At 48.4% G+C, this 18,912-nt stretch carries 16 protein-coding genes; 6 read left to right on the top strand and 10 right to left on the bottom strand.

Going from position 1 to position 18,912, the window contains the following annotated elements:
• Nucleotides 1-72 precede the first annotated feature (72 nt).
• Both moeA and FBQ74_RS09190 read left to right on the top strand, forming a co-directional pair.
• Nucleotides 73-1,293 carry a molybdopterin molybdotransferase MoeA gene (gene moeA / locus FBQ74_RS09185; protein ID WP_139756399.1) on the top strand — a complete coding sequence of 407 codons (1,221 nt, stop codon included), beginning with the start codon at nucleotides 73-75 and terminating at the stop codon, nucleotides 1,291-1,293.
• 35 nt (nucleotides 1,294-1,328) lie between these two features.
• Nucleotides 1,329-2,717 (top strand): MATE family efflux transporter, encoded by a 1,389-nt coding sequence (locus tag FBQ74_RS09190; protein WP_139756400.1) that lies wholly within the window; start codon nucleotides 1,329-1,331, stop codon nucleotides 2,715-2,717.
• A gap of 18 nt (nucleotides 2,718-2,735) precedes the next feature.
• On the opposite strand, the gene FBQ74_RS09195 is transcribed toward FBQ74_RS09190, so the two are convergent.
• The 5 genes from FBQ74_RS09195 to FBQ74_RS09215 form a co-directional block, all read right to left on the bottom strand.
• The gene (locus FBQ74_RS09195) at nucleotides 2,736-3,410 is read right to left on the bottom strand and encodes a rhomboid family intramembrane serine protease (protein WP_139756401.1); all 675 of its coding nucleotides are present in this window, start codon (nucleotides 3,408-3,410) and stop codon (nucleotides 2,736-2,738) included.
• A 37-nt stretch (nucleotides 3,411-3,447) separates the two neighbouring features.
• Nucleotides 3,448-4,038, bottom strand: coding sequence for a nucleotidyltransferase family protein (locus FBQ74_RS09200; protein WP_139756402.1), 591 nt, complete (start codon nucleotides 4,036-4,038; stop codon nucleotides 3,448-3,450).
• Complete coding sequence (locus FBQ74_RS09205) at nucleotides 4,023-5,009, bottom strand: XdhC family protein (protein ID WP_139756403.1); 987 nt, start codon at nucleotides 5,007-5,009, stop codon at nucleotides 4,023-4,025. The genes FBQ74_RS09200 and FBQ74_RS09205 overlap by 16 nt, the downstream gene beginning before the upstream one ends.
• A gap of 77 nt (nucleotides 5,010-5,086) precedes the next feature.
• Nucleotides 5,087-6,268, bottom strand: coding sequence for a vWA domain-containing protein (locus FBQ74_RS09210; RefSeq protein WP_139756404.1), 1,182 nt, complete (start codon nucleotides 6,266-6,268; stop codon nucleotides 5,087-5,089).
• Nucleotides 6,268-7,104, bottom strand: coding sequence for an AAA family ATPase (locus FBQ74_RS09215; protein ID WP_139756405.1), 837 nt, complete (start codon nucleotides 7,102-7,104; stop codon nucleotides 6,268-6,270). Before FBQ74_RS09215 ends, FBQ74_RS09210 begins: the two co-directional genes overlap by 1 nt.
• 227 nt (nucleotides 7,105-7,331) lie before the next feature.
• Here FBQ74_RS09215 and cysK point away from each other — a divergent pair, with 227 nt between their 5' ends.
• Together cysK and FBQ74_RS09225 are read left to right on the top strand one after the other, a co-directional pair.
• The gene (cysK, locus tag FBQ74_RS09220; RefSeq protein WP_139756406.1) at nucleotides 7,332-8,297 is read left to right on the top strand and encodes a cysteine synthase A; all 966 of its coding nucleotides are present in this window, start codon (nucleotides 7,332-7,334) and stop codon (nucleotides 8,295-8,297) included.
• 145 nt (nucleotides 8,298-8,442) lie between these two features.
• Complete coding sequence (locus FBQ74_RS09225; protein WP_139756407.1) at nucleotides 8,443-8,895, top strand: hypothetical protein; 453 nt, start codon at nucleotides 8,443-8,445, stop codon at nucleotides 8,893-8,895.
• 3 nt (nucleotides 8,896-8,898) lie between these two features.
• Here FBQ74_RS09225 and ggt read toward each other — a convergent pair whose 3' ends face one another.
• Both ggt and FBQ74_RS09235 read right to left on the bottom strand, forming a co-directional pair.
• Complete coding sequence (gene ggt, locus FBQ74_RS09230; RefSeq protein ID WP_139756408.1) at nucleotides 8,899-10,500, bottom strand: gamma-glutamyltransferase; 1,602 nt, start codon at nucleotides 10,498-10,500, stop codon at nucleotides 8,899-8,901.
• A 162-nt stretch (nucleotides 10,501-10,662) separates the two neighbouring features.
• Nucleotides 10,663-11,427 (bottom strand): enoyl-CoA hydratase, encoded by a 765-nt coding sequence (locus FBQ74_RS09235; RefSeq protein ID WP_139756409.1) that lies wholly within the window; start codon nucleotides 11,425-11,427, stop codon nucleotides 10,663-10,665.
• 90 nt (nucleotides 11,428-11,517) lie between these two features.
• On the opposite strand from FBQ74_RS09235, the gene rrtA reads away from it, so the two are divergent.
• The gene (rrtA, locus tag FBQ74_RS09240; RefSeq protein ID WP_139756410.1) at nucleotides 11,518-12,123 is read left to right on the top strand and encodes a rhombosortase; all 606 of its coding nucleotides are present in this window, start codon (nucleotides 11,518-11,520) and stop codon (nucleotides 12,121-12,123) included.
• 101 nt (nucleotides 12,124-12,224) lie between these two features.
• Here rrtA and FBQ74_RS09245 read toward each other — a convergent pair whose 3' ends face one another.
• Nucleotides 12,225-14,720, bottom strand: coding sequence for a S9 family peptidase (locus tag FBQ74_RS09245; RefSeq protein ID WP_139756411.1), 2,496 nt, complete (start codon nucleotides 14,718-14,720; stop codon nucleotides 12,225-12,227).
• A 278-nt stretch (nucleotides 14,721-14,998) separates the two neighbouring features.
• Nucleotides 14,999-15,610, bottom strand: a complete 612-nt coding sequence (locus FBQ74_RS09250; RefSeq protein WP_139756412.1) for an FMN-dependent NADH-azoreductase — start codon at nucleotides 15,608-15,610, stop codon at nucleotides 14,999-15,001.
• A gap of 304 nt (nucleotides 15,611-15,914) precedes the next feature.
• Between FBQ74_RS09250 and FBQ74_RS09255 the strand changes: the two genes are divergently transcribed.
• Nucleotides 15,915-17,612, top strand: a complete 1,698-nt coding sequence (locus tag FBQ74_RS09255; protein WP_139756413.1) for a M1 family metallopeptidase — start codon at nucleotides 15,915-15,917, stop codon at nucleotides 17,610-17,612.
• 44 nt (nucleotides 17,613-17,656) lie between these two features.
• Here the strand turns inward: FBQ74_RS09255 and FBQ74_RS09260 are convergent, their stop codons facing one another.
• The gene (locus FBQ74_RS09260) at nucleotides 17,657-18,898 is read right to left on the bottom strand and encodes a cystathionine gamma-synthase family protein (protein WP_139756414.1); all 1,242 of its coding nucleotides are present in this window, start codon (nucleotides 18,896-18,898) and stop codon (nucleotides 17,657-17,659) included.
• Nucleotides 18,899-18,912: the final 14 nt, after the last annotated feature.

Here is an 18,912-nt window from a genome sequence, read left to right on the forward strand (position 1 = left end):
CAAAGCGGTAGCCTCACTGACGCTTTTCATGGATAATCCCGTTTTTAACGCGATACCTTAGGAGCGTTTTATATGGCTTCACCTGCCTGGCTTTCGCTTGAAGATGCCCTGGCGCGCATGCGTTCCGTGGCCCCCTTCCCCACCCGCACAATGATGTGTAATACAGAAGCTGCGCTGGGGCACGTTGTCAGCGAAAACATTATTGCGCCATGTGACGTACCACCGCTGCCCGTTTCAGCAATGGACGGGTTTGCTGTCGGTCTGGATGGACTTTGCAGCGAAATGTCGTTGCCTGTTACTCAGACTATCATGGCCGGTCAGGATGTTAGCTCGCTCCGGCTTAATAAAGGTGAAGCTGCGAGAATCATGACTGGCGCGGGTATTCCGGCCGGTGCTGATGCGGTGGTAATGCAGGAAAACACAACGTATTCGGATGATGCGGTAACCCTCAATCAAATACCCGCGCGAGGCGAAAACGTTCGGCCGCAGGGTAATGATATTTGCCGAGACGATGTCATTATATCTAAAGGAACCCGGTTACAACCAAGCCATCTGATGTTACTGGCATCGGTTGGGTTGACCGCCTGCCAGGTGTATTCTCCGCTTACGGTTGCGTTGCTTGCAACCGGGGACGAAATTAAAGCGCCGGGCGAAACGCTGAACCCCGGACAGATCTTCAATGCAAACAGTATTGGCGTGGCAGGTCTGTTATCGCCGCTGAATGTTCAGGTCACCGATCTGGGTATCTGCCGGGATGACGCTGATGCACTTCAAACCTGCTTAGAAGACGCGGCCACGAAATTTGACCTTATTATCAGTTCCGGAGGCGTTTCCGTCGGTGATGCTGACTACGTTAAGCCGGTGCTGGACAACCTCGGTCAGGTGAATTTCTGGAAGGTTGCTATTAAGCCGGGTAAACCCTTTGCATTTGGTACTCTTGGCAAAAGCCTGTTTTGTGGTTTACCCGGTAATCCGGTATCCGCCTATGTGACCACCCAGCAATTAGTTGTTCCTTTAATAGAAGCGATGCAGGGCGTTGAGTCAGTGCCTTCAGCTATGCGCGGATTAGCAACACTTACTACAGATATCAGGCGCCAGCCCGGTCGGCAGGAGTTTATGCGCGCAAGCCTGGATGTACATCCTGACGGCAGTTGGCAGGTCTCCCCTTTGGCAAAGCAAAGTTCGGGCGTTATGACCAGCGTTACTAAAGCGAACGCTTATATCGTCGTGAATGCACAGACCCGGTATCTGAAAGCGGGTGAACGTGTGCAGGTCATTCCTTTTACCCGTTAGTATAAAACAGCCCTACGAGGCAATATGAGGCAGTGGTGAATTTTTTCTCGAAGCGTTTTCTACTGGAAAGCAAACGGCTGGTCCAGTTAACCTGGCCTTTACTTGTGGCACAACTTACCCAGATGCTTATGGGCGTGGTCGATACAGTAATGGCTGGACATTATGATGCACTGGATATGGCCGCTGTCGCTTTAGGCTTTAGCGTAACGATTCCCCTGATGTGCTTTTTGCAGGGTATCGCGCTCGCGCTACCGCCGATTATTTCCCGGTACCAGGGCAGCAGGCAGTCTGATCAGGTGGCTTTTGCCGCTCAGCAGGCTGGTTACCTGTTACTGGTAATTAGTCTTATCATTCTGCTTCTTTATCCGGCGATACCAACTATTCTGCAATGGTTCCCGATGGAAGACGGCCTGTTTCAGATTACATTGGACTATGTCAGGTACGTGTTGCTGGCGATGCCGGCATTTGCCCTTTATCAGTGGTTACGTAATTACTGCGAAGGGTTGGGTAACACGAAACCGACAATGATTATAACGGTCATTGGCCTGCTGTTTAATGTTGTCGCCAATTACTGTTTTATCTACGGTGCTGGTCCTTTACCGGCTTTTGGCGGTGCCGGATGTGGTATCGCGACAGCCATCGTTATAACGGTAATGTTTATCAGCACTTTGGTATACACACATATGAGCCGGCGACTGGCTCATTATGCGCTTTTTTCAGTTTTGTTCAGACCCGACTTCAAGCAAATGGTGCGTACATTTCGTCTTGGATTCCCTGTAGCCATGACACTGTTGTTTGAAGTAACACTGTTCGCTGTGGTAGCACTCATGTTGACGCCATTTGGTGCAACGACGATAGCTGCGCATCAGATTGCACTAAACTTTTCATCGTTGATGTTTATGTTTCCCCTGAGCATGGGAATGGCCGTTTCCATTCGGGTTGGTTTTCGAGTTGGCCAGAACAACTACCGCCAGGCGGCGACTGCGGTAAAAAGCGCGCTTGTGATTGGCTTGTGTGTAGCAGTGCTGACCGCCACGTTCACAGTCGTCGGGAAAGGCATCATCATCAGTTTGTATACGACTGACATCGCCGTTATAAACACCGCCAGCGCGTTATTGATTTATGCAGCATTGTTTCAGTTTTCAGATGCTATTCAGGTTATCTCTGCCAACACATTGCGTGGCTACAAAGATACCACGGCCATGTTCATTCTTACATTCTTTGCGTACTGGATTATAGGATTGCCGGCTGGCATTATACTGGGACGAACTAACTGGATAACTGACGCTCCGATGGAGGCGGCCGGCTTCTGGATAGGCTTTATCATCGGGCTAAGTAGCGCTGCGGTGATGCTGGGTCTGCGTGTATGGGTGCTGCACCGCCGACATGCCTCATCCCCCTCATACCGACTGGCTGAGACCTGAATATACAAAACAGTCTGGCTACCTGCGATGCTCTTCCTGGTGGTCAGACTCTTGCCACAGGTCCTTGATGACAGGATCATCTTCCTCGTCTTCATTTTCCCAAGAATAGGTTTTGCGTACAGGCTTAGGATCATCCCGCCAAAACAGCAGAGCGCATGCGAGCCCGCCAACTGCACCAAAAAAATGTGCTTCATAGGAGATGTCAGGTTCTGTCGGAAAAATAGTCAGAATCATGGTGCCATACATGAAAAAGGCGATCATCATTAACCCCACGGATCGGGTGTCCCGACGCAGTACTGCAACTACAAACAGGTAGAAAAACATACCGTGCGCTACGCCACTTGCGCCCAGATGGGTAGCATCCCGACCAAGCAACCATACACCGAAACCACTCACCAGCCAGGCAAACATAATGACTTTTAATCGGGTTCTCGGATAGCCATATAACAATGCACTGCCCAGTACAACAAGCGGCAGGGTATTATTAAACAAGTGCTCATAACCTGAATGCACCAGCGGCGCAGTAAATATACCGTATAGGCGGACCGGATCCATGGGGTTGATGCCCAGAAGCGATAAAGGAAGATCAAACAGCACGCCGGCAGACTGGATAACCCACAGCACAGTGACCACTATTGTGCTGGTAAATATAGACTGGCGCAGTGAGTATGTATTGCTTTCTACTGTGTTCATCAGCATTACATGGGGGATGGCTGATAAATCTCAATCTTTACATCAGTTTTTTTAGTGCACCTGCTGTATCAATATCAAATGCCGCCTCAGGGTGAGGCACGGCAATGGTTTTCTGCGGGCCGGCGTACATGCCACTGTTCAAAAGCCTACCGGCTCCACTGTCACCACTAAGACCCTGTAACTGATGCCAATAACGCCTGGGGAAAATAGCCGGAGCGGTGCATCGATTGTCCCAGTAGCTCGCTACCATCATGTCCGGTTTGAGCGCGGCGACCTCTGCCAGTACTGACAAAGACTGCGTAGTGACCAGCGGTAAATCTGCCAGCATCATCAATATGTGAGAAGCGCCTCCATGCCTGGCCTGCACGTGTGCAACGCCGGTCTGAATACTACTGGCCATTCCCTCCTGCCACCTTTCGTTGAACACCAGGTCGGCGTCATCATCCATTAATTCAGATACCGCGTTATGGTAAGCGCCAGTCACAATGGTGATATGTTGAGACAGTGGTTTACATTGCTCATAAACACGCCGAAGCATCGGCTGACTATCGGACACATGCGCCAGTAGTTTATTGCCGCGAAACCGGCTGGCACTGCCGCCTGCCAGAATAACTATGCTGAGGCGCATTGCCAGTCGTAACTACTTTGGGCGTAAGGCTTGTCGTATAGCGCCGCGTGCGCCTGCGACAACATAGACAATGCTATAGACTCAGGCAAATCTCCGCCTATATTAAAACCGGCCGGAGACTGCAATGGCACGGGAAACGTGTCTGCCGCGATACCTGCTTGCGCCAGCACACGCTCAGTGCGATGCACAGGACCAAGTAGACAGAGGTATTTGAGATACGGCGGTGGGTATGCGGCGACACTGGCCAGAAAGCGGGCATCCAGCTCGACCTGATGGTGCATAACCACAATAGCCTGAGCCTGCTGATACGCTACTTGTTCCTTTAGCGCTGCCACCGGGTATTCCAGACACTGGCAGGCAGCGGGAAAATCTTTGCTGCGAGCATACCGTGCACGTTCATCATTGACTGCCACCTGCCAACCGAGCGTATCTGCGATGCGTGCAACCGGCACAGCATCTACCCCTCCACCGGCGATAAATAACGTATTGGGAGGCGAAACCGAATGACTAAACCACCCTGTCGGCTCAGGTGGCTCACCCAGATGGATCTGAGCGTGAGCGTTATCCACCCGATGACAGACTGATACCGTCTGATTATTATCAAGCCCATCAAGTATCTGAGGCAAATGAAGATACCCGTTTTGCTCAGAGACTGGCTGAAGCAACAGGGTAACTTCCCCACCGCACCCGATACCAAGCTGCCAGGCTACATCGCCCTCTTCCTGCATATCGTAGGTAACAGTGCGACTGGTATTGGTCATCCAGCACTTTCTGGCGTGATGAAACAGGTCGCTTTCAAGACAACCACCGCTGACAACGCCAAACTGTGCGCCGGCATCACTGAACAACATCATCGCGCCTGCTTTTCTGTATGCAGAGCCCCGGGTACTGATTATAGTCGCAAGCAACCACTGGCCAGCATCTCTCTGCGGATACCACGCTTTAAGAATGTGATAGATGTGGTGTCTCATTCACTGCTCATGATTTTTCGGTAATGCCGTAATTACGTGATCCTACTGAACTTTGTTCACCAAATTAACCCGCCTCGCTAACCGGGCCTGCTCAACCTTGCAATAGCATCAGTGAGACCATCGAGGGTTAACGGAAACATACGCTGATTCATAATATCATGCATAATGCCGACTGAGTGGTAATACTGCCAGTGTTGCTGAGGCTGCGGATTAAGCCATACCGCTGACGAAAAGTGATTCAGCAAACGCTCCATCCAGGCTACACCAGGCTCTTCATTCCAGTGCTCTACACTGCCACCCGGATAGGTAATTTCGTAAGGGCCCATTGTCGCATCCCCCACGAAAATAACTTTGTAATCAGGCCCGAAGCGATGAATGATATCCCAGACCGGTATCGTTTGCTCACGGCGTCTGGCATTGTCCCGCCAGACAGATTCATACACACAATTGTGAAAATAAAAGTATTCCAGATACTTAAATTCGCTATGCACTGCAGAGAACAATTCCTGGGTTTCTTTGATGTAAGGATCCATCGACCCGCCCACATCAAAAAACATCAGTACCTTGACGGCATTATGCCTCTCTGGTGCCATATGGATGTCCAGCAGGCCCCCTTTTCGCGCTGTTTCACGAATGGTGCCTGGTACATCCAGCTCATAGCTGGCACCGGTACGGGCGAACTTTCGCAGCTTACGCAGCGCCATTTTGATGTTACGCGTACCCAGCTCTACATCACCGGAAAGATTTTTAAACTCGCGCTTATCCCATACTTTTGCTGCTGAAAAATTACGATTTCCTTTCTGACCGATTCTGACACCTTCAGGGTTGTAACCGTAAGCACCAAATGGCGAGGTGCCGCCGGTACCAATCCACTTATTGCCCCCCTGATGGCGTTCCTTTTGTTCTTCCAGCCGTTCTTTCAGGGTTTCCATCAGCTTGTCCAGCCCACCCAGTGCTTTAACCTGTGCTTTTTCTTCTTCTGTCAGGTACTTTTCAAGCTCTTTTCGCAACCAGTCTTCGGGAATATCGTCGCCAAACAGGTCTACCGCCTGCACCCCTTCAAAATAATCGGCAAAAGCTTTATCAAACCGGTCAAACTGCGTTTCATCTTTGACCATAATCATTCTGGCCAGATAATAAAACGCTTCAATGTCGGCATAAACGACCTGTTGCTGCAATGCTCTTAGCAGATCAAGCAACTCTCTGACCGTTGTCTTGACTTTGTAGCGACGAAGCGTGAAGAAAAAATCAATCAGCATTAGCGACGCGCCATGAAAGCCAGCTTTTCAAAAAGATGAATGTCCTGCTCATTTTTAAGCAGCGCACCATACAAAGGTGGAATAGCGGCCTTACCGTCTTTAGCGTGTAATGCTTCAGGGGGAATATCCTCTGCCACCAATAATTTCAGCCAGTCGATCAGCTCCGATGTCGAGGGTTTTTTCTTCAGGCCCGGTACATCACGCAACCTGAAAAACGCTTGCATGGCTTCTTCTAAAAGACGCGGCTTAAGCTTAGGGAAGTGAACATCTACAATTTGCTGCATTTGCTCAGCTGTCGGGAACTGTATGTAGTGAAAAAAGCAGCGACGCAAAAACGCATCAGGCAATTCTTTTTCATTGTTAGAAGTAATGATCACAATCGGGCGCTGGCGGGCTTTAACCTGCTGCTGCGTTTCATAAACGAAGAACTCCATTTTATCGAGTTCCTGCAATAAGTCGTTGGGAAATTCAATATCCGCTTTATCAATTTCATCAATCAGCAGCACAGGGCGCTTCGTCGCCTCAAAGGCCTGCCATAACTTACCTTTTACAATGTAGTTACTGATATCATGAACCCGGTCATCACCCAGCTGCGAATCACGTAAGCGTGAGACGGCATCATATTCATACAAGCCTTGTTGTGCCTTAGTCGTCGACTTGATATGCCACTGAATAAGCTCGGTATCCAGCGCCTCGGCCAGTTCTTCAGCCAGCATCGTCTTACCTGTGCCCGGCTCGCCTTTGATCAGCAGCGGTTTTTCCAGAGTCATCGCAGCATTAACAGCAAGCTGCAATTCTTTGCTTGCGATATAATTCGTTGTACCGGTAAAGGCCATTACCACTCCTTTTATGGTGAGTAAGTTATCTCAGCGGACCAGTTTAACGCGCTTGCTACAAATAACCATATCATATAGCGAAAAATCACTTTGCTTTTCAGGCTGTGGCCCTAATGATAAGAAGGTAGAAATAAAAATGCGTTGTTCACTGAGTATTTATTACGTTTCAAACGTAACGTAAACTACCTGATACCCACAACGTATTCCACGAGAATAAAGGATGAGCAATGAGAGTATTTGACGACAACTCACTGGCAATCGGCGGCACCCCTCTGGTGAAACTAAACCGTGTAACCGGTGGCAATGTTTACGCCAAAATGGAATCCCGCAACCCGAGCTTTAGCGTAAAATGTCGTATTGGCGCTAATATGATTTGGGATGCTGAAAAGCGCGGTGTTCTTACTGACGGTAAAGAAATAGTCGAGCCTACCAGCGGTAACACAGGTATTGCCCTGGCTTTTGTCGCCGCTTCACGTGGGTACAAAATCACCCTTACTATGCCCAGCAGCATGAGCCTTGAGCGCCGTAAGCTGTTAAAAGCTTTAGGTGCTAATCTGGTGCTGACCGAAGCGCCAAAAGGTATGAAGGGTGCTGTGGCAGCAGCGCAGGAAATTGTTGAGTCAGATCCTGATAAGTACGTATTGCTGCAGCAGTTTGATAACCCTGCTAACCCTGAAATTCACGAAAAAACAACAGGGCCAGAAATCTGGCAGGATACTGACGGAAAAATTGATGCCTTTGTTGCGGGTGTCGGTACCGGTGGCACAATCACTGGTGTAAGCCGCTATATTAAAAAGACACAGGGTAAGGCAATTACCTCTGTTGCTGTTGAGCCTACTGATTCACCTGTAATCACGCAGGCGAAGAATGGCGAAGAGCTGACACCTGGCCCGCATAAAATTCAGGGTATCGGTGCAGGCTTTATCCCGGGTAACCTTGATTTGGAAATGGTGGATGAAGTTGAGCAGATTACCAATGATGAATGCATGGAGATGTGTCATCGCCTGATGAAAGAAGAAGGTATTCTTGCGGGTATCTCATCCGGCGCTGCTGTCGTTGCGGCGAAACGCTTTGCCGAACGTCCTGAGAATAAGGATAAAATGGTTGTCGTATTGCTGGCCAGTGCAGCCGAACGTTACCTGAGTAGTCCACTGTTTGCCGGCGCGTTTGGGGACCAGGAAGAGGTTCAGTAAAGCGTCTGAAAAGTTATGCTCGAAAAAGCGAAGCATTATGCTTCGCTTTTTTTTGTCTGAAATTTCTGTTATTTATGCTAAAAAAGGTTATACCTTAGTATTAGGGGGCGCTTGATGCCCGTCATTAGCAGTAGGAAGCTTTATCATGCGTGTAATGATGTTTCAGTTCTTAACGTTGTGTACTGTAACGCTGTTGTTACTGACCGGCTGTAATAAAAAAACCGATAATGAAACAGGTGAAGCCAGTGAAGGCACCCCCGAATATGCAGCCGTAGCGTTTGCCCAGGCGTTATACAATGATTCTGATATGGATGAAGCGCTGGCACTGAGTACCGACAGAATGCGCCGGATTCTTTCCAGCTATCACACTACACGCAATGCCCAGCGCCATGTGATGAACCTTAAATATGATAAGGTCGAGATTAAGCCAGATGGCGGAAATCGTATTGGCAGAATGCAGTTCGCTGAAAAAGCCACTATCACACTGTTTTTTAGCGGCTCTTATAACGATGAGCGGGTAGAAGATTTGCGTAACATTCATTTGTTGCGACAAGGCGGTCAATGGAAGATTGACCGCGTGTCGAACGATTATATGTAGCAACTACCGACCTACCGCTACGCCCTCCCGGCGTGGGTCGGCACCACCGATATATTTTCCGTCCTTTATCTGTATACCATGCAGACCACTATTGAGGTCGATCACCTTCACCTTGTGGTTCAGCGCCTCCAGCGGTGCTTTTAATTTCTCTGCATCGGTACCTTTCTCAAGTGCGGTATAGTCATTTCGGTTGGTGATTTTAGGCATATTAATCGCCTGCTGAATATCCATATCAAAATCCAGCACACCAATAATGGTTTGTGCCACATAATCGATAATCCGGCTGCCACCTGGCGAGCCTACTACCAGCTCAAGGTTGCCTTCATTATCGAAAACCATAGAAGGACTCATCGAGCTTCTGGGGCGCTTATGCGGCTCTACGCGATTAGGTACCGGCTCATGGCCTCTGGACGGGTTGAAAGAAAAATCGGTAAGCTGATTGTTAAGTAAAAAACCCTCAACCATAAGCCCTGACCCAAACATAAACTCGATACTGGTGGTCATCGAAATAGCGTTACCCTGTTTATCGATAATCGAGATATGACTGGTGTTAGATTGCTCCATAGAATGGCCTAGCGTAATGCGAGCATCTTTATAAGGCTTGCCTGCTCTTGCTTTTTGCCATTTTTTATCTGCATCTATCGCCTGTGCCCGACGCTTCAGATAAGCCGGATTAATCAGGGCGGCGAAAGGCAGGTTGGTAAAATCTGTATCACCGATATACATCTGTCTGTCAGCAAAGCTCAGGGCACTGGCCTGAGTAAATACGCTGGCAAACTGTGCACTGTCAGATGACATCGACTTTAGATCTTTATCCTCAAGCATTTTCAGTATCTGATAAACATTGATGCCGCCTGAACTGGGCGGCGCCATACCGCAGACTTTTTTGTCATGATACGACCCACAGACAGGCTGACGCAGCTTCGCCTGATAACTACTGATATCGGCTTTACTGATGTCGCCGGGATTTATCGGTGCCGAGTTGACTGTTTTTACAATTTTGTCGGCCAGTTCGCCCGTATACAGGTAGTCAGCCCCCTGATCCGCAATGTTTTGGAGAGTCCGGGAAAGTGGCTTATTGGTTTTGGTCACACCCGCCTTGAGCGGATTGCCACCTGGAAAGAAATAAGTACTGCTGGTAGGGAATTCATCCAGTCCGGGATGGTAATCCAGCGCAACCAGCCTTGCCAGACGTTCAGAAACCTTAAACCCTTCATCAGCTTGCCTGATAGCATCGCTAAACAATGCATTCCACGGTAGCTTACCAAACTTGTCATGAGCGAGTTCCAGACCACGCAATACGCCCGGTACGCCAACAGATTTGCCTCCCACCACAGCATCTAACCAGTCCATTTGCTCGTTGCCTTGCATAAACCAGTAAGCATTAACCGCCGCCGGTGCGGTTTCTCTGCCGTCAATGGTATACAGCTTTTTCTCCTGATTGTCCCAGTATAGAATAAATGCACCACCGCCTATGCCTGATGATTGTGGCTCTACCAACGTCAGCATAGCCTGTACAGCTATAGCGGCATCTATCGCGCTACCACCCTTTTCGATAATATTTTTACCTGCCCAGGATGCATAGGGGTTTGCAGCCACAACCATGTATTCGTCAGCGGTAAATGCCTTCTTCTGGGTGAAACCGGTATTTGCTTCAGGCTCACGGGTTTCAACGGTTTGTGCTGTTGCCAGTGGCGCAATACTCAGGCTAACCGTCAGTACAATGCTGCGAAGGCGCGTTTTAAGTGAAACGATAACACTTACTCCTTATCTGAATTTTTCCGGGTTGATAGGGCGCTTGTGCAAAAATGCATCGAAAGCTTCTTTGGCCGCTTCAGTCGTCATCGCTTCTAAAAAGACATCCAGTTCATCATTAATATGCTGATCTATGGCATCTTTGTTATTCACCAGTAGCGACTTTGTATGCTTCAACGAAAACGCTGGCTTTTGTGCTAACGACTCACAGACTGAATGAACTCTGGCAGCCAGCGTATCTGCATCAGTGACATCATTAACCAGTCCGAACTGCGCTGCCTGCGCGGCATCAAACGGTTCGCCAAGCATTAACCACTCGGCCGCTTTACGATGGCCGGCAATACGCGGCAAAATGTAGCTTGAGGCAAACTCGGGAACAAGCCCAAGGTTGATGAATGGCAGAATAAATCGGGTCTGCGGCTCGCAGTACACTAAATCACAGTGCAGCAATAATGTCGTTCCTATTCCAACAGCCATACCGTGAACCTGGGCCACCACAGGTTTGGTACAATGCAGTAGTGCCCGCATGAACGACGATACTTCAGCAATATGCTGGTTATCTTCCTGTCCGGCAAAATCACTAATGTCGTTACCTGCTGTAAAACAATCACCATTTGCGTTCAGTTTAATAACTTTGACAGACTCATCACTATCAGCGTCTTCCAACGCATCCGCCATCGCCTGATACATCTCGCGGGTCAGTGCGTTCTTCTTATCAGCGCGGTCCATAGTGATAGTGACGATGCCACCTTCCCTGCTGGTTGTTACATTGCTCATAGTCGTTTCCTTTTAATCAAAGTGATGACAAATACCACTGAATTTTCGGTATGATAGCGATCCTGTACAAAAATAAAATCACTAAAAAAGATGTTGTCACTTCCGCTCTCTTTAAAATACAGCGCAGGCCCGTTAGTCGTTGGTATTACCGCTTTGGTTCTTTTTTTCCTTGAACCGGCATCAAATGCACTCCTGGCCTATGATCGTTATGCTTTGCAAGGCTGGGAGACCTGGCGTGTCATTACCGGCAATCTGGTTCATACGAACGGCTATCACCTTCTGCTCAATCTGGCCGGACTGCTATTGTTGTGGCTGTTGTTCGCCGAACATTTAACAGTTTTTCGCTTTTTAAAGGTATTTATCTGGTGTTGTCTTGGGACTTCGCTGGGTATTTACTGGTATTCACCAGATCTTATCTGGTATGCCGGATTATCCGGCGCCCTGCACGGCGTATTTGCCTGGGGTGCATGTCGTGACATTACTAAGAATGTGGTTTCCGGCTGGCTGTTGCTGGTCGGCGTGCTGGTAAAAGTTATTTACGAGCAAATTGCGGGAAGCGCTACCGGAATGGCCGAGCTGATTGATGCAAATGTGGCTGTCGACGCCCATTTATATGGCACCTTAAGTGGTATTGTGCTGTTTATCGTGATGTATACTCTGCCATTGATGAAACGGCGGGCACAGCACACGGGTTAACTCTGTTTATTGGTTAATTACTGACAACTATCTATAAAAAACGGCGCCGGGTAGCGCCGTTTTTACTCTCAGCCGGGGTTAAGCGCCCCGGTCAATTTCTTTTACAGATTTTCTTCAAACAGCTTATAAATACGACGGTATTCATCCAGCCACGAGCTGGGCTGTACAAAGCCGTGTGGTTCAACAGGATAAATAGCCGTTTCGAAATCTTCTTTTTCCAGCTCAATAAGTCGCTGAACCAATCTGACGGTATCTTCAAAGAAAACATTGTCATCGACCATCGGCGCATTAATCAGCAGCGGGTATTTTAAGCCTTCAGCATGATAGATAGGCGAACTACGACGATACGCAATGGGGTCGATATCCGGTGTATTGAGAATATTGGCGGTGTACGGCGTATTGTAGTGCGCCCAATCTGTAACAGGGCGAAGCGCCGCACCGGCCTTAAATAGCTCAGGAGCATTGAACATAGACATAAATGTCAGGAAGCCGCCGTAGGAGCCACCATAAGTGCCAATTCGCTCCCGATCCACATTAGCATTTTCAACCAGCCAGTTTACGCCATCTTGCAGATCCTGTACTTCCGGTTCGCCCATATTCCGATAAATAGCCGTGCGCCAGTCTCGACCGTACCCGGCAGAAGCGCGGTAATCCATATCCAGAACTACATAACCCTGCTGTGTCAGTAAACTGTGAAACATGAATTCACGGAAATAGCCTGACCAGCCCAGGTGCGCATTCTGCAAATATCCTGCGCCATGGTTGAATACCACAGCACGACGCGGTTCACTTGAATCATAATTCTCTGGCAGATAAACCCGCGCATAGATAGGCTGAGCAGTATGGGTTGAGGGAATAGCGACAATCTGCGGTGCGGTCCATGGCATATCAGTGAAGGTCTCACTGACCGTATCAGTAATTTTCTGTGCCGGCTGTGCACTACCAACTGGCTTGATATAAAGCTCTTCAGGGCGGGTAACCTTACTGTGCGTTAGAAGTAAGGTTTGCTCGTCAGGGCTAAGTACATAATCGGTCATACCATCAAGGTTAGTCAGGGCCTCACTTTCACCGGTTTGCGTATTGACGCGGTAAATTTCGTAAATACCAGGATGCTTTTTATTCGCTTTGTAATAGAAGTATTTATCATCTTGACTCAACGTGGGCTCATCAACAATAAACTGACCACTAGTCAGAGGGCGGGCGGCCTCTCCCGGTGTTTGCGTATAAAGCTGAGAGTAGCCTGATTCCTCAGATAAGAAATACAGCGTTTCACTATTGTTCATCCAGCCAAACTGATTAAAACGGTAATTGATCCAGGCATCATCATGTAGACGTCGCTGGCTGACAAGATTGGCATTTTGTAAATCAACCGTCGCAATCCAGCGATCTTTGTTGTCCCATGCTTCCAGCATTACAGCAACCTGTCTGCCATCAGAATGCCAGCGAATTGAAGGCTCGCTCCAATACCAGCTTTCAAGCAATGTGATTTCCCGTGGAAGACGATTTACCTGATAGGTTTCACCCTGCGCTTTCGCATTTTCGGCTTTCACTTCGGCCAGTACATCCTCGTTATAGCCTGGCAGGCTGGTATAGGACAATTCGCGTTTTTCACCCGTTTTAAGGTCCACCAGCCATAATGCGTGATTTTCAGGCTCAGCATCAGCAACTCTGCGTCTGACTTCTTTAGATGCAATACGGCCATCTTCCTGAATGTAATGGGGCATGATGTCACTATCATCACGCCAGGGCTTATCTTCTGTCGTTGCTACAATAGCTTTATCGCCGCGTGGCGATACAGAGACACCCACCAGACGATGGGCAGGGTCAAAATACACCGGGTCCGGCGCGATTGATGCATTACTTTCGGCTAACGCTTCATCCTGGTCGGCTTCTTCCTGACGCTGCTGACGCTGTAGCGCGATATAATCTATCAGCGTAATCTGTTCCTGCGCGATAAAGTCCTCGGGGGCAGAAACTGCTTCGGGCTCTTCTGCGAAATACCAGGAAAACAATTGTTCGCGCTGCCCGGTCTTCAAATCAATGGCGATTACAGCCGAATCACTGTTCGCCATTAAACGTCCGTCAGTCATAAATGACAGGTTCGTCAGCGGCGCACCCCCTCGTGTGAGCTGCACGGTTTTTCCGTTATCAAATTGTATAAACACGCTGTCTTTGAAGCGGTAAGCCGTATTGCCTGTATTCGGATCTGTCACCTTTTCGTCGAAGCGATAATTCTGCATATCAGAAAGTGCGACCTGACTAACCTGTTCAGGTGAGGACACCGGCGCAGCAAATGCCTGTGTCAGTGCGCTATCCATTTTTTCCCGTTCATATACGATGTGCGAGCCATCGATGGAGAAGCCTGCATTTTGTGGAGCTCTTCCTAACCATTGCGGATCAGCCATTATTTGTTCTAACGTTATTTCGCCGTCTGCTGATGCTGTGGCATTCGTTTCGGGGGTCAGAATACTGGCAGGTTCAGAAGCTACTGGCTGATTAGTCGTGGCGGTCGAGCCTGTTTGCTCTGATGTCGAACTGCACGCGCCAAGCGCTGAAGAAACAGCCGCAGCCACAAGCAACGTTTTTAATTTTTTCATGTGCTTATCTTTTGGTTTTGTTATAAGAATCACCCCATTATAAGCAGGCTGCTGTGACTATGGTCAAGCTTCGTCGAAAATGTAGGGGAAACTGTCTTACGGATAGTCGACCACTGAACGATGATGACGGGGATGACGGGCAAAAACCTTCAGGCATAAAAAAGCCCCGCTATCCGGCGGGGCAATCAAGCACACTCAACTTGGAACACACTTTAGCGGACTCGCGTTGTGCACGAATTAACCATCCTTACACAACGCATTTAGCTAACTGCATTAATTTAGTCAACGTTAACGCTGGTAAGTTCAACAATTTTTTCGTTTGCAGTTTCAAATGCTTTACTGGCTTGTTCATCACCCATCGCAAGGCCTTCAGCATAGACAAAGCGAATATCAGTAATACCGATAAAGGCGAAAAAATGTTTCAGATATTCTGTCTGCGTATCCATCGGTGTTCCGGCATATTGACCACCTCTGGCAGCAAGAATCGTCACCTGCTTGTTCTCAAGCAACCCCTGAGGCCCGTTTTCCGTGTAGCGGAATGTTATTCCGGCACGCGCAATACGATCTATCCAGGCTTTCAACGCAGACGGGATACCGAAATTATACATTGGTACACCGATAACAATTTCATCAGCATCCTGAACTTCCTGAATCAGCGTATCAGAAATAGCGGCCAGTTCAGCCTGCTTCTCAGTACGTGCATCAGGCTCAGTCATCCATGCTTCCATTTCAGTTGCGTCAAGATGCCCCAGGTCGCTGGCGTATAAATTGCGCGTTGTCACCGCTACTGACTGACTTGTTTGTAGCGTTGAAATATAAGTTTGGGTAAGTTTAGAAGAATTGCCCGACGCTGCGTTCAGGCTTGAATTGATAACAAGTAGGTTTGACATAATTGCTCCGTCTCATGTAGCTGTAAGTTGCTTTAAAGTTTAGAAGCAAAAATATCGAACTTAAACATCAAAAATTTTAACTATATATTCTATAAATTAGAATCCTCGCAACACATAACAGCGGAAGAATCGTAAATCATTTTGCCATGATAAATTGAAGAACGATTAAAAATGAGTGTTTTATCAACAACCTGAACGGTTTATCTGCACTAAAAAACAGTCTGCCGAGTAATACTGTACGAGGAACCTTATTCAGGTCATTATTGTCAGTTAATCAATGAAATATCTATTATCAGGAACCACCATGCGAATGTTTGCGATGGGGCTGCTCCCACTTATGTTGTTGGGCGCTTGTGCTACACGAGAGCCTATTATAAAGGGCGAGCCATCACGGGAACTTTCTACTCCCTATACGCTAAAATCAGGCGGATTCGCCCCGCCCTTGCAAAAGGGGCTGGTCATTGACCATGCAGATTTATGGTTTAATTTTGATTTCAAGCGTCGGGTTCTTTTTGGCTCAGCTACGCTCAAAATAGATAGCGAACGCCCCAGACGTACCCTGTCCGTAGATTTGGATACACGCTTCAAGGTTGAAAATGTCTGGATAAATGGCAAGCCTGTTCCGGCCGGAAACATTAAAAATCCGGATGGACAGTTATTAATCACGCCTCAGCAGGCGGTGAGTTTTCCACTGACAATTAAAATTGATTATTACGGGCAGCCCCGCAAGCCGCCCAACCCGCCATGGGACGGAGGCGTAATGTGGTCGCAGACGCCTAGCGGCGAGCCCTGGGTTGTTACAGCTGTTCAGGGCGAGGGATGTGACCTGTTCTGGCCCTGTATCGACCAGCCTTTTGGCGAACCTCGTCAGGCAGATATACATATTACAGTTCCCTCCAATCTGGTGGCCGCAAGCAATGGCAATCTTGTAAAAGTGACTGAGCAGGAGACGGCAAAAACATATCACTGGAAAACCTCTTCGGCGGTGAATACCTATGGTATAGCTCTGAATATCGGGCCGTACGAAAAGCTCGAGTCGCGTTTTCGCAGTATTTATAACAACGCCTACCCGCTGGTTTATTACTACTTACCTGAAGTGAACCCTGAGGGCGCGCAGGCGCTGTTCAGTGAACTGCCTGAAATGCTGAGCTTTTTTGAAAGAGTTATAGGCCCCTATCCTTTCCCGCAGGAAAAGGTGGGCGTGGTGCAGACACCACATAAAGGCATGGAGCATCAGACAATCAACGCCTATGGGAACAATTATGAAAAAGATGAATATGGTTTTGACTGGCTGATGCAACATGAACTGGCCCACGAGTGGTTTGGCAATCAGATGACCAATACCAACTGGGATCATATGTGGCTTCACGAGGGTCTGGGCACTTACATGCAGCCTCTTTATGCACAGTACCTGCATGGCGATCTTGCCTATAAGGCTTATCTGAACAAAATCAGGAAAAACGTTAGCAATAGCGCCCCGATTGTTTCCGGCATGCCCCGGTCGGAAAAAGAGGTTTATACTTCTCAAAACGGTCCCGGGCTCGACCTGTATTATAAGGGTGCGTGGATAATGCACACCCTACGGGGTCTTGTGGGTGATAAAATATTCTTCGATATCGTAAAAGAGCTGGTCTATGACACAACCGAACCACGCCCTGGTAATTTTTCACCGGTTTATCGGGATACTAACGATTTCATCAGAATTGCCAATAAGCACTACGGACAGTCACTGGACTGGTTCTTTGATATCTACCTTTACCAGAGTGCTTTACCCCGGCTTAACGTATCCCGCAGTAAAACGACGCTGAATCTATCATGGACAGTGCCGCAGGCCATGCCGTTTCCTATGCCGGTAGAGGTCAGCATAAACGGCGACATTGAGACTTTAGATTTATCCCAGCCGCGTAGTATTGTTATCAATCCGGATGATGTAGTTATTGTTGATCCCCAAAGTAAGATATTGCGCTTTGAGCAACGTTACGAAGATATTAAAAAGCAATAAATCTGAAGCAACAGCGCTGCGCTGTGTCGCAGCGCTGAATCAATTTACATCGCGTCCAGGGCCTGACTAAAGTCGGCAATGATGTCATCGATATCCTCAATACCCACCGAGATGCGAATCATGGTGTCGGAAATTCCCATCTTCTGACGTTCCTGTTCACCACTTTCAAAGAATATGGTAGATGCCACGGGTAACGCGAGTGTGCGGTTATCACCTAAGTGGGTTGCACAGATAACCAGCTGTAGTTGATTCAAAAATGCTATAGGGTCGATATCTTCAGCCAAATCGATACTTAATATCGCGCCATAACCGGACAACATCTGTTCACGCGCGATAAAATGCTGTGGATGATCAGCCAGCCCCGGATAATAAACATTTGAGACCTTAGGGTGATTATCCAAAAATGTTGCAAGATGTTTGGCATTGTCGCAACTACGCGGAATCCTCAGCCCCATTGTTTCCATACCTACAGCCAGTTTATGCGCTGCCTCAGGAGCCAGTGTTGCGCCCAGGTCGCGCAAGCCTTTTTTCTTAATTTGCGTCAGCCCCCACTGTGCGGTATCCGCCACCCGATAGGCTGGCTTTATATTTTCAAAGGTCTGCCAGTCGTAAAGGCCGGTATCCACAACAGCGCCCCCCAGCGCATTGCCATGCCCCCCAACGTATTTTGTCAACGAACATACGATCAGGCTTACTCCGGCATCTTTAGCCAGAAAAACCGGAGGTGGTGTCATCGTATTATCGACAATCAGCATGATGCCGCGCTCATCACAATATCGGCCTATTGCCTGAATATCGGCCACCTGTGTAACCGGATTCGCTACGGTTTCGGTAAATACCGCCCGGGTATTAGGCTGATAGGCTTCCTTAATATCCTGCAAACTGGTGACATCGACAAAGCTGATTTGAATACCCATATCGGCAAGTGTATTCATCAGGCTGCGCGTATTACCGAACAGGTACTGGCTGACAATAAGATGGTCACCGTGCTTAAAAAGCGCCAGAAAGGTGCTGCTCAAAGCGGCCATACCTGTAGCGAAACAGACGGCACCGTTCCCCTGCTCAAGCGCATTAACCTGATTTGCCAGGGCAACCACTGAGCCGGACGAGGAGCGAGAATAAACGTGTCCTGCTTTTTTGCCCTGGAACACATCTACAATGTCCTGCGCATTTTTATATTCAAATAAAACAGAGTTCGTAGATGGTGTGTGCACTGCCCCGTCTTCAGGTGTATTGTACTGCCGATCAGCGTGAACCTGTGTGGTAGTGAAGCCTGATTTTGTCACGAAGCCATCTCCTG

The sequence above is a fragment of the Salinimonas iocasae genome, assembly GCF_006228385.1.
Classification (GTDB): Bacteria; Pseudomonadota; Gammaproteobacteria; order Enterobacterales; family Alteromonadaceae; genus Alteromonas; species Alteromonas iocasae.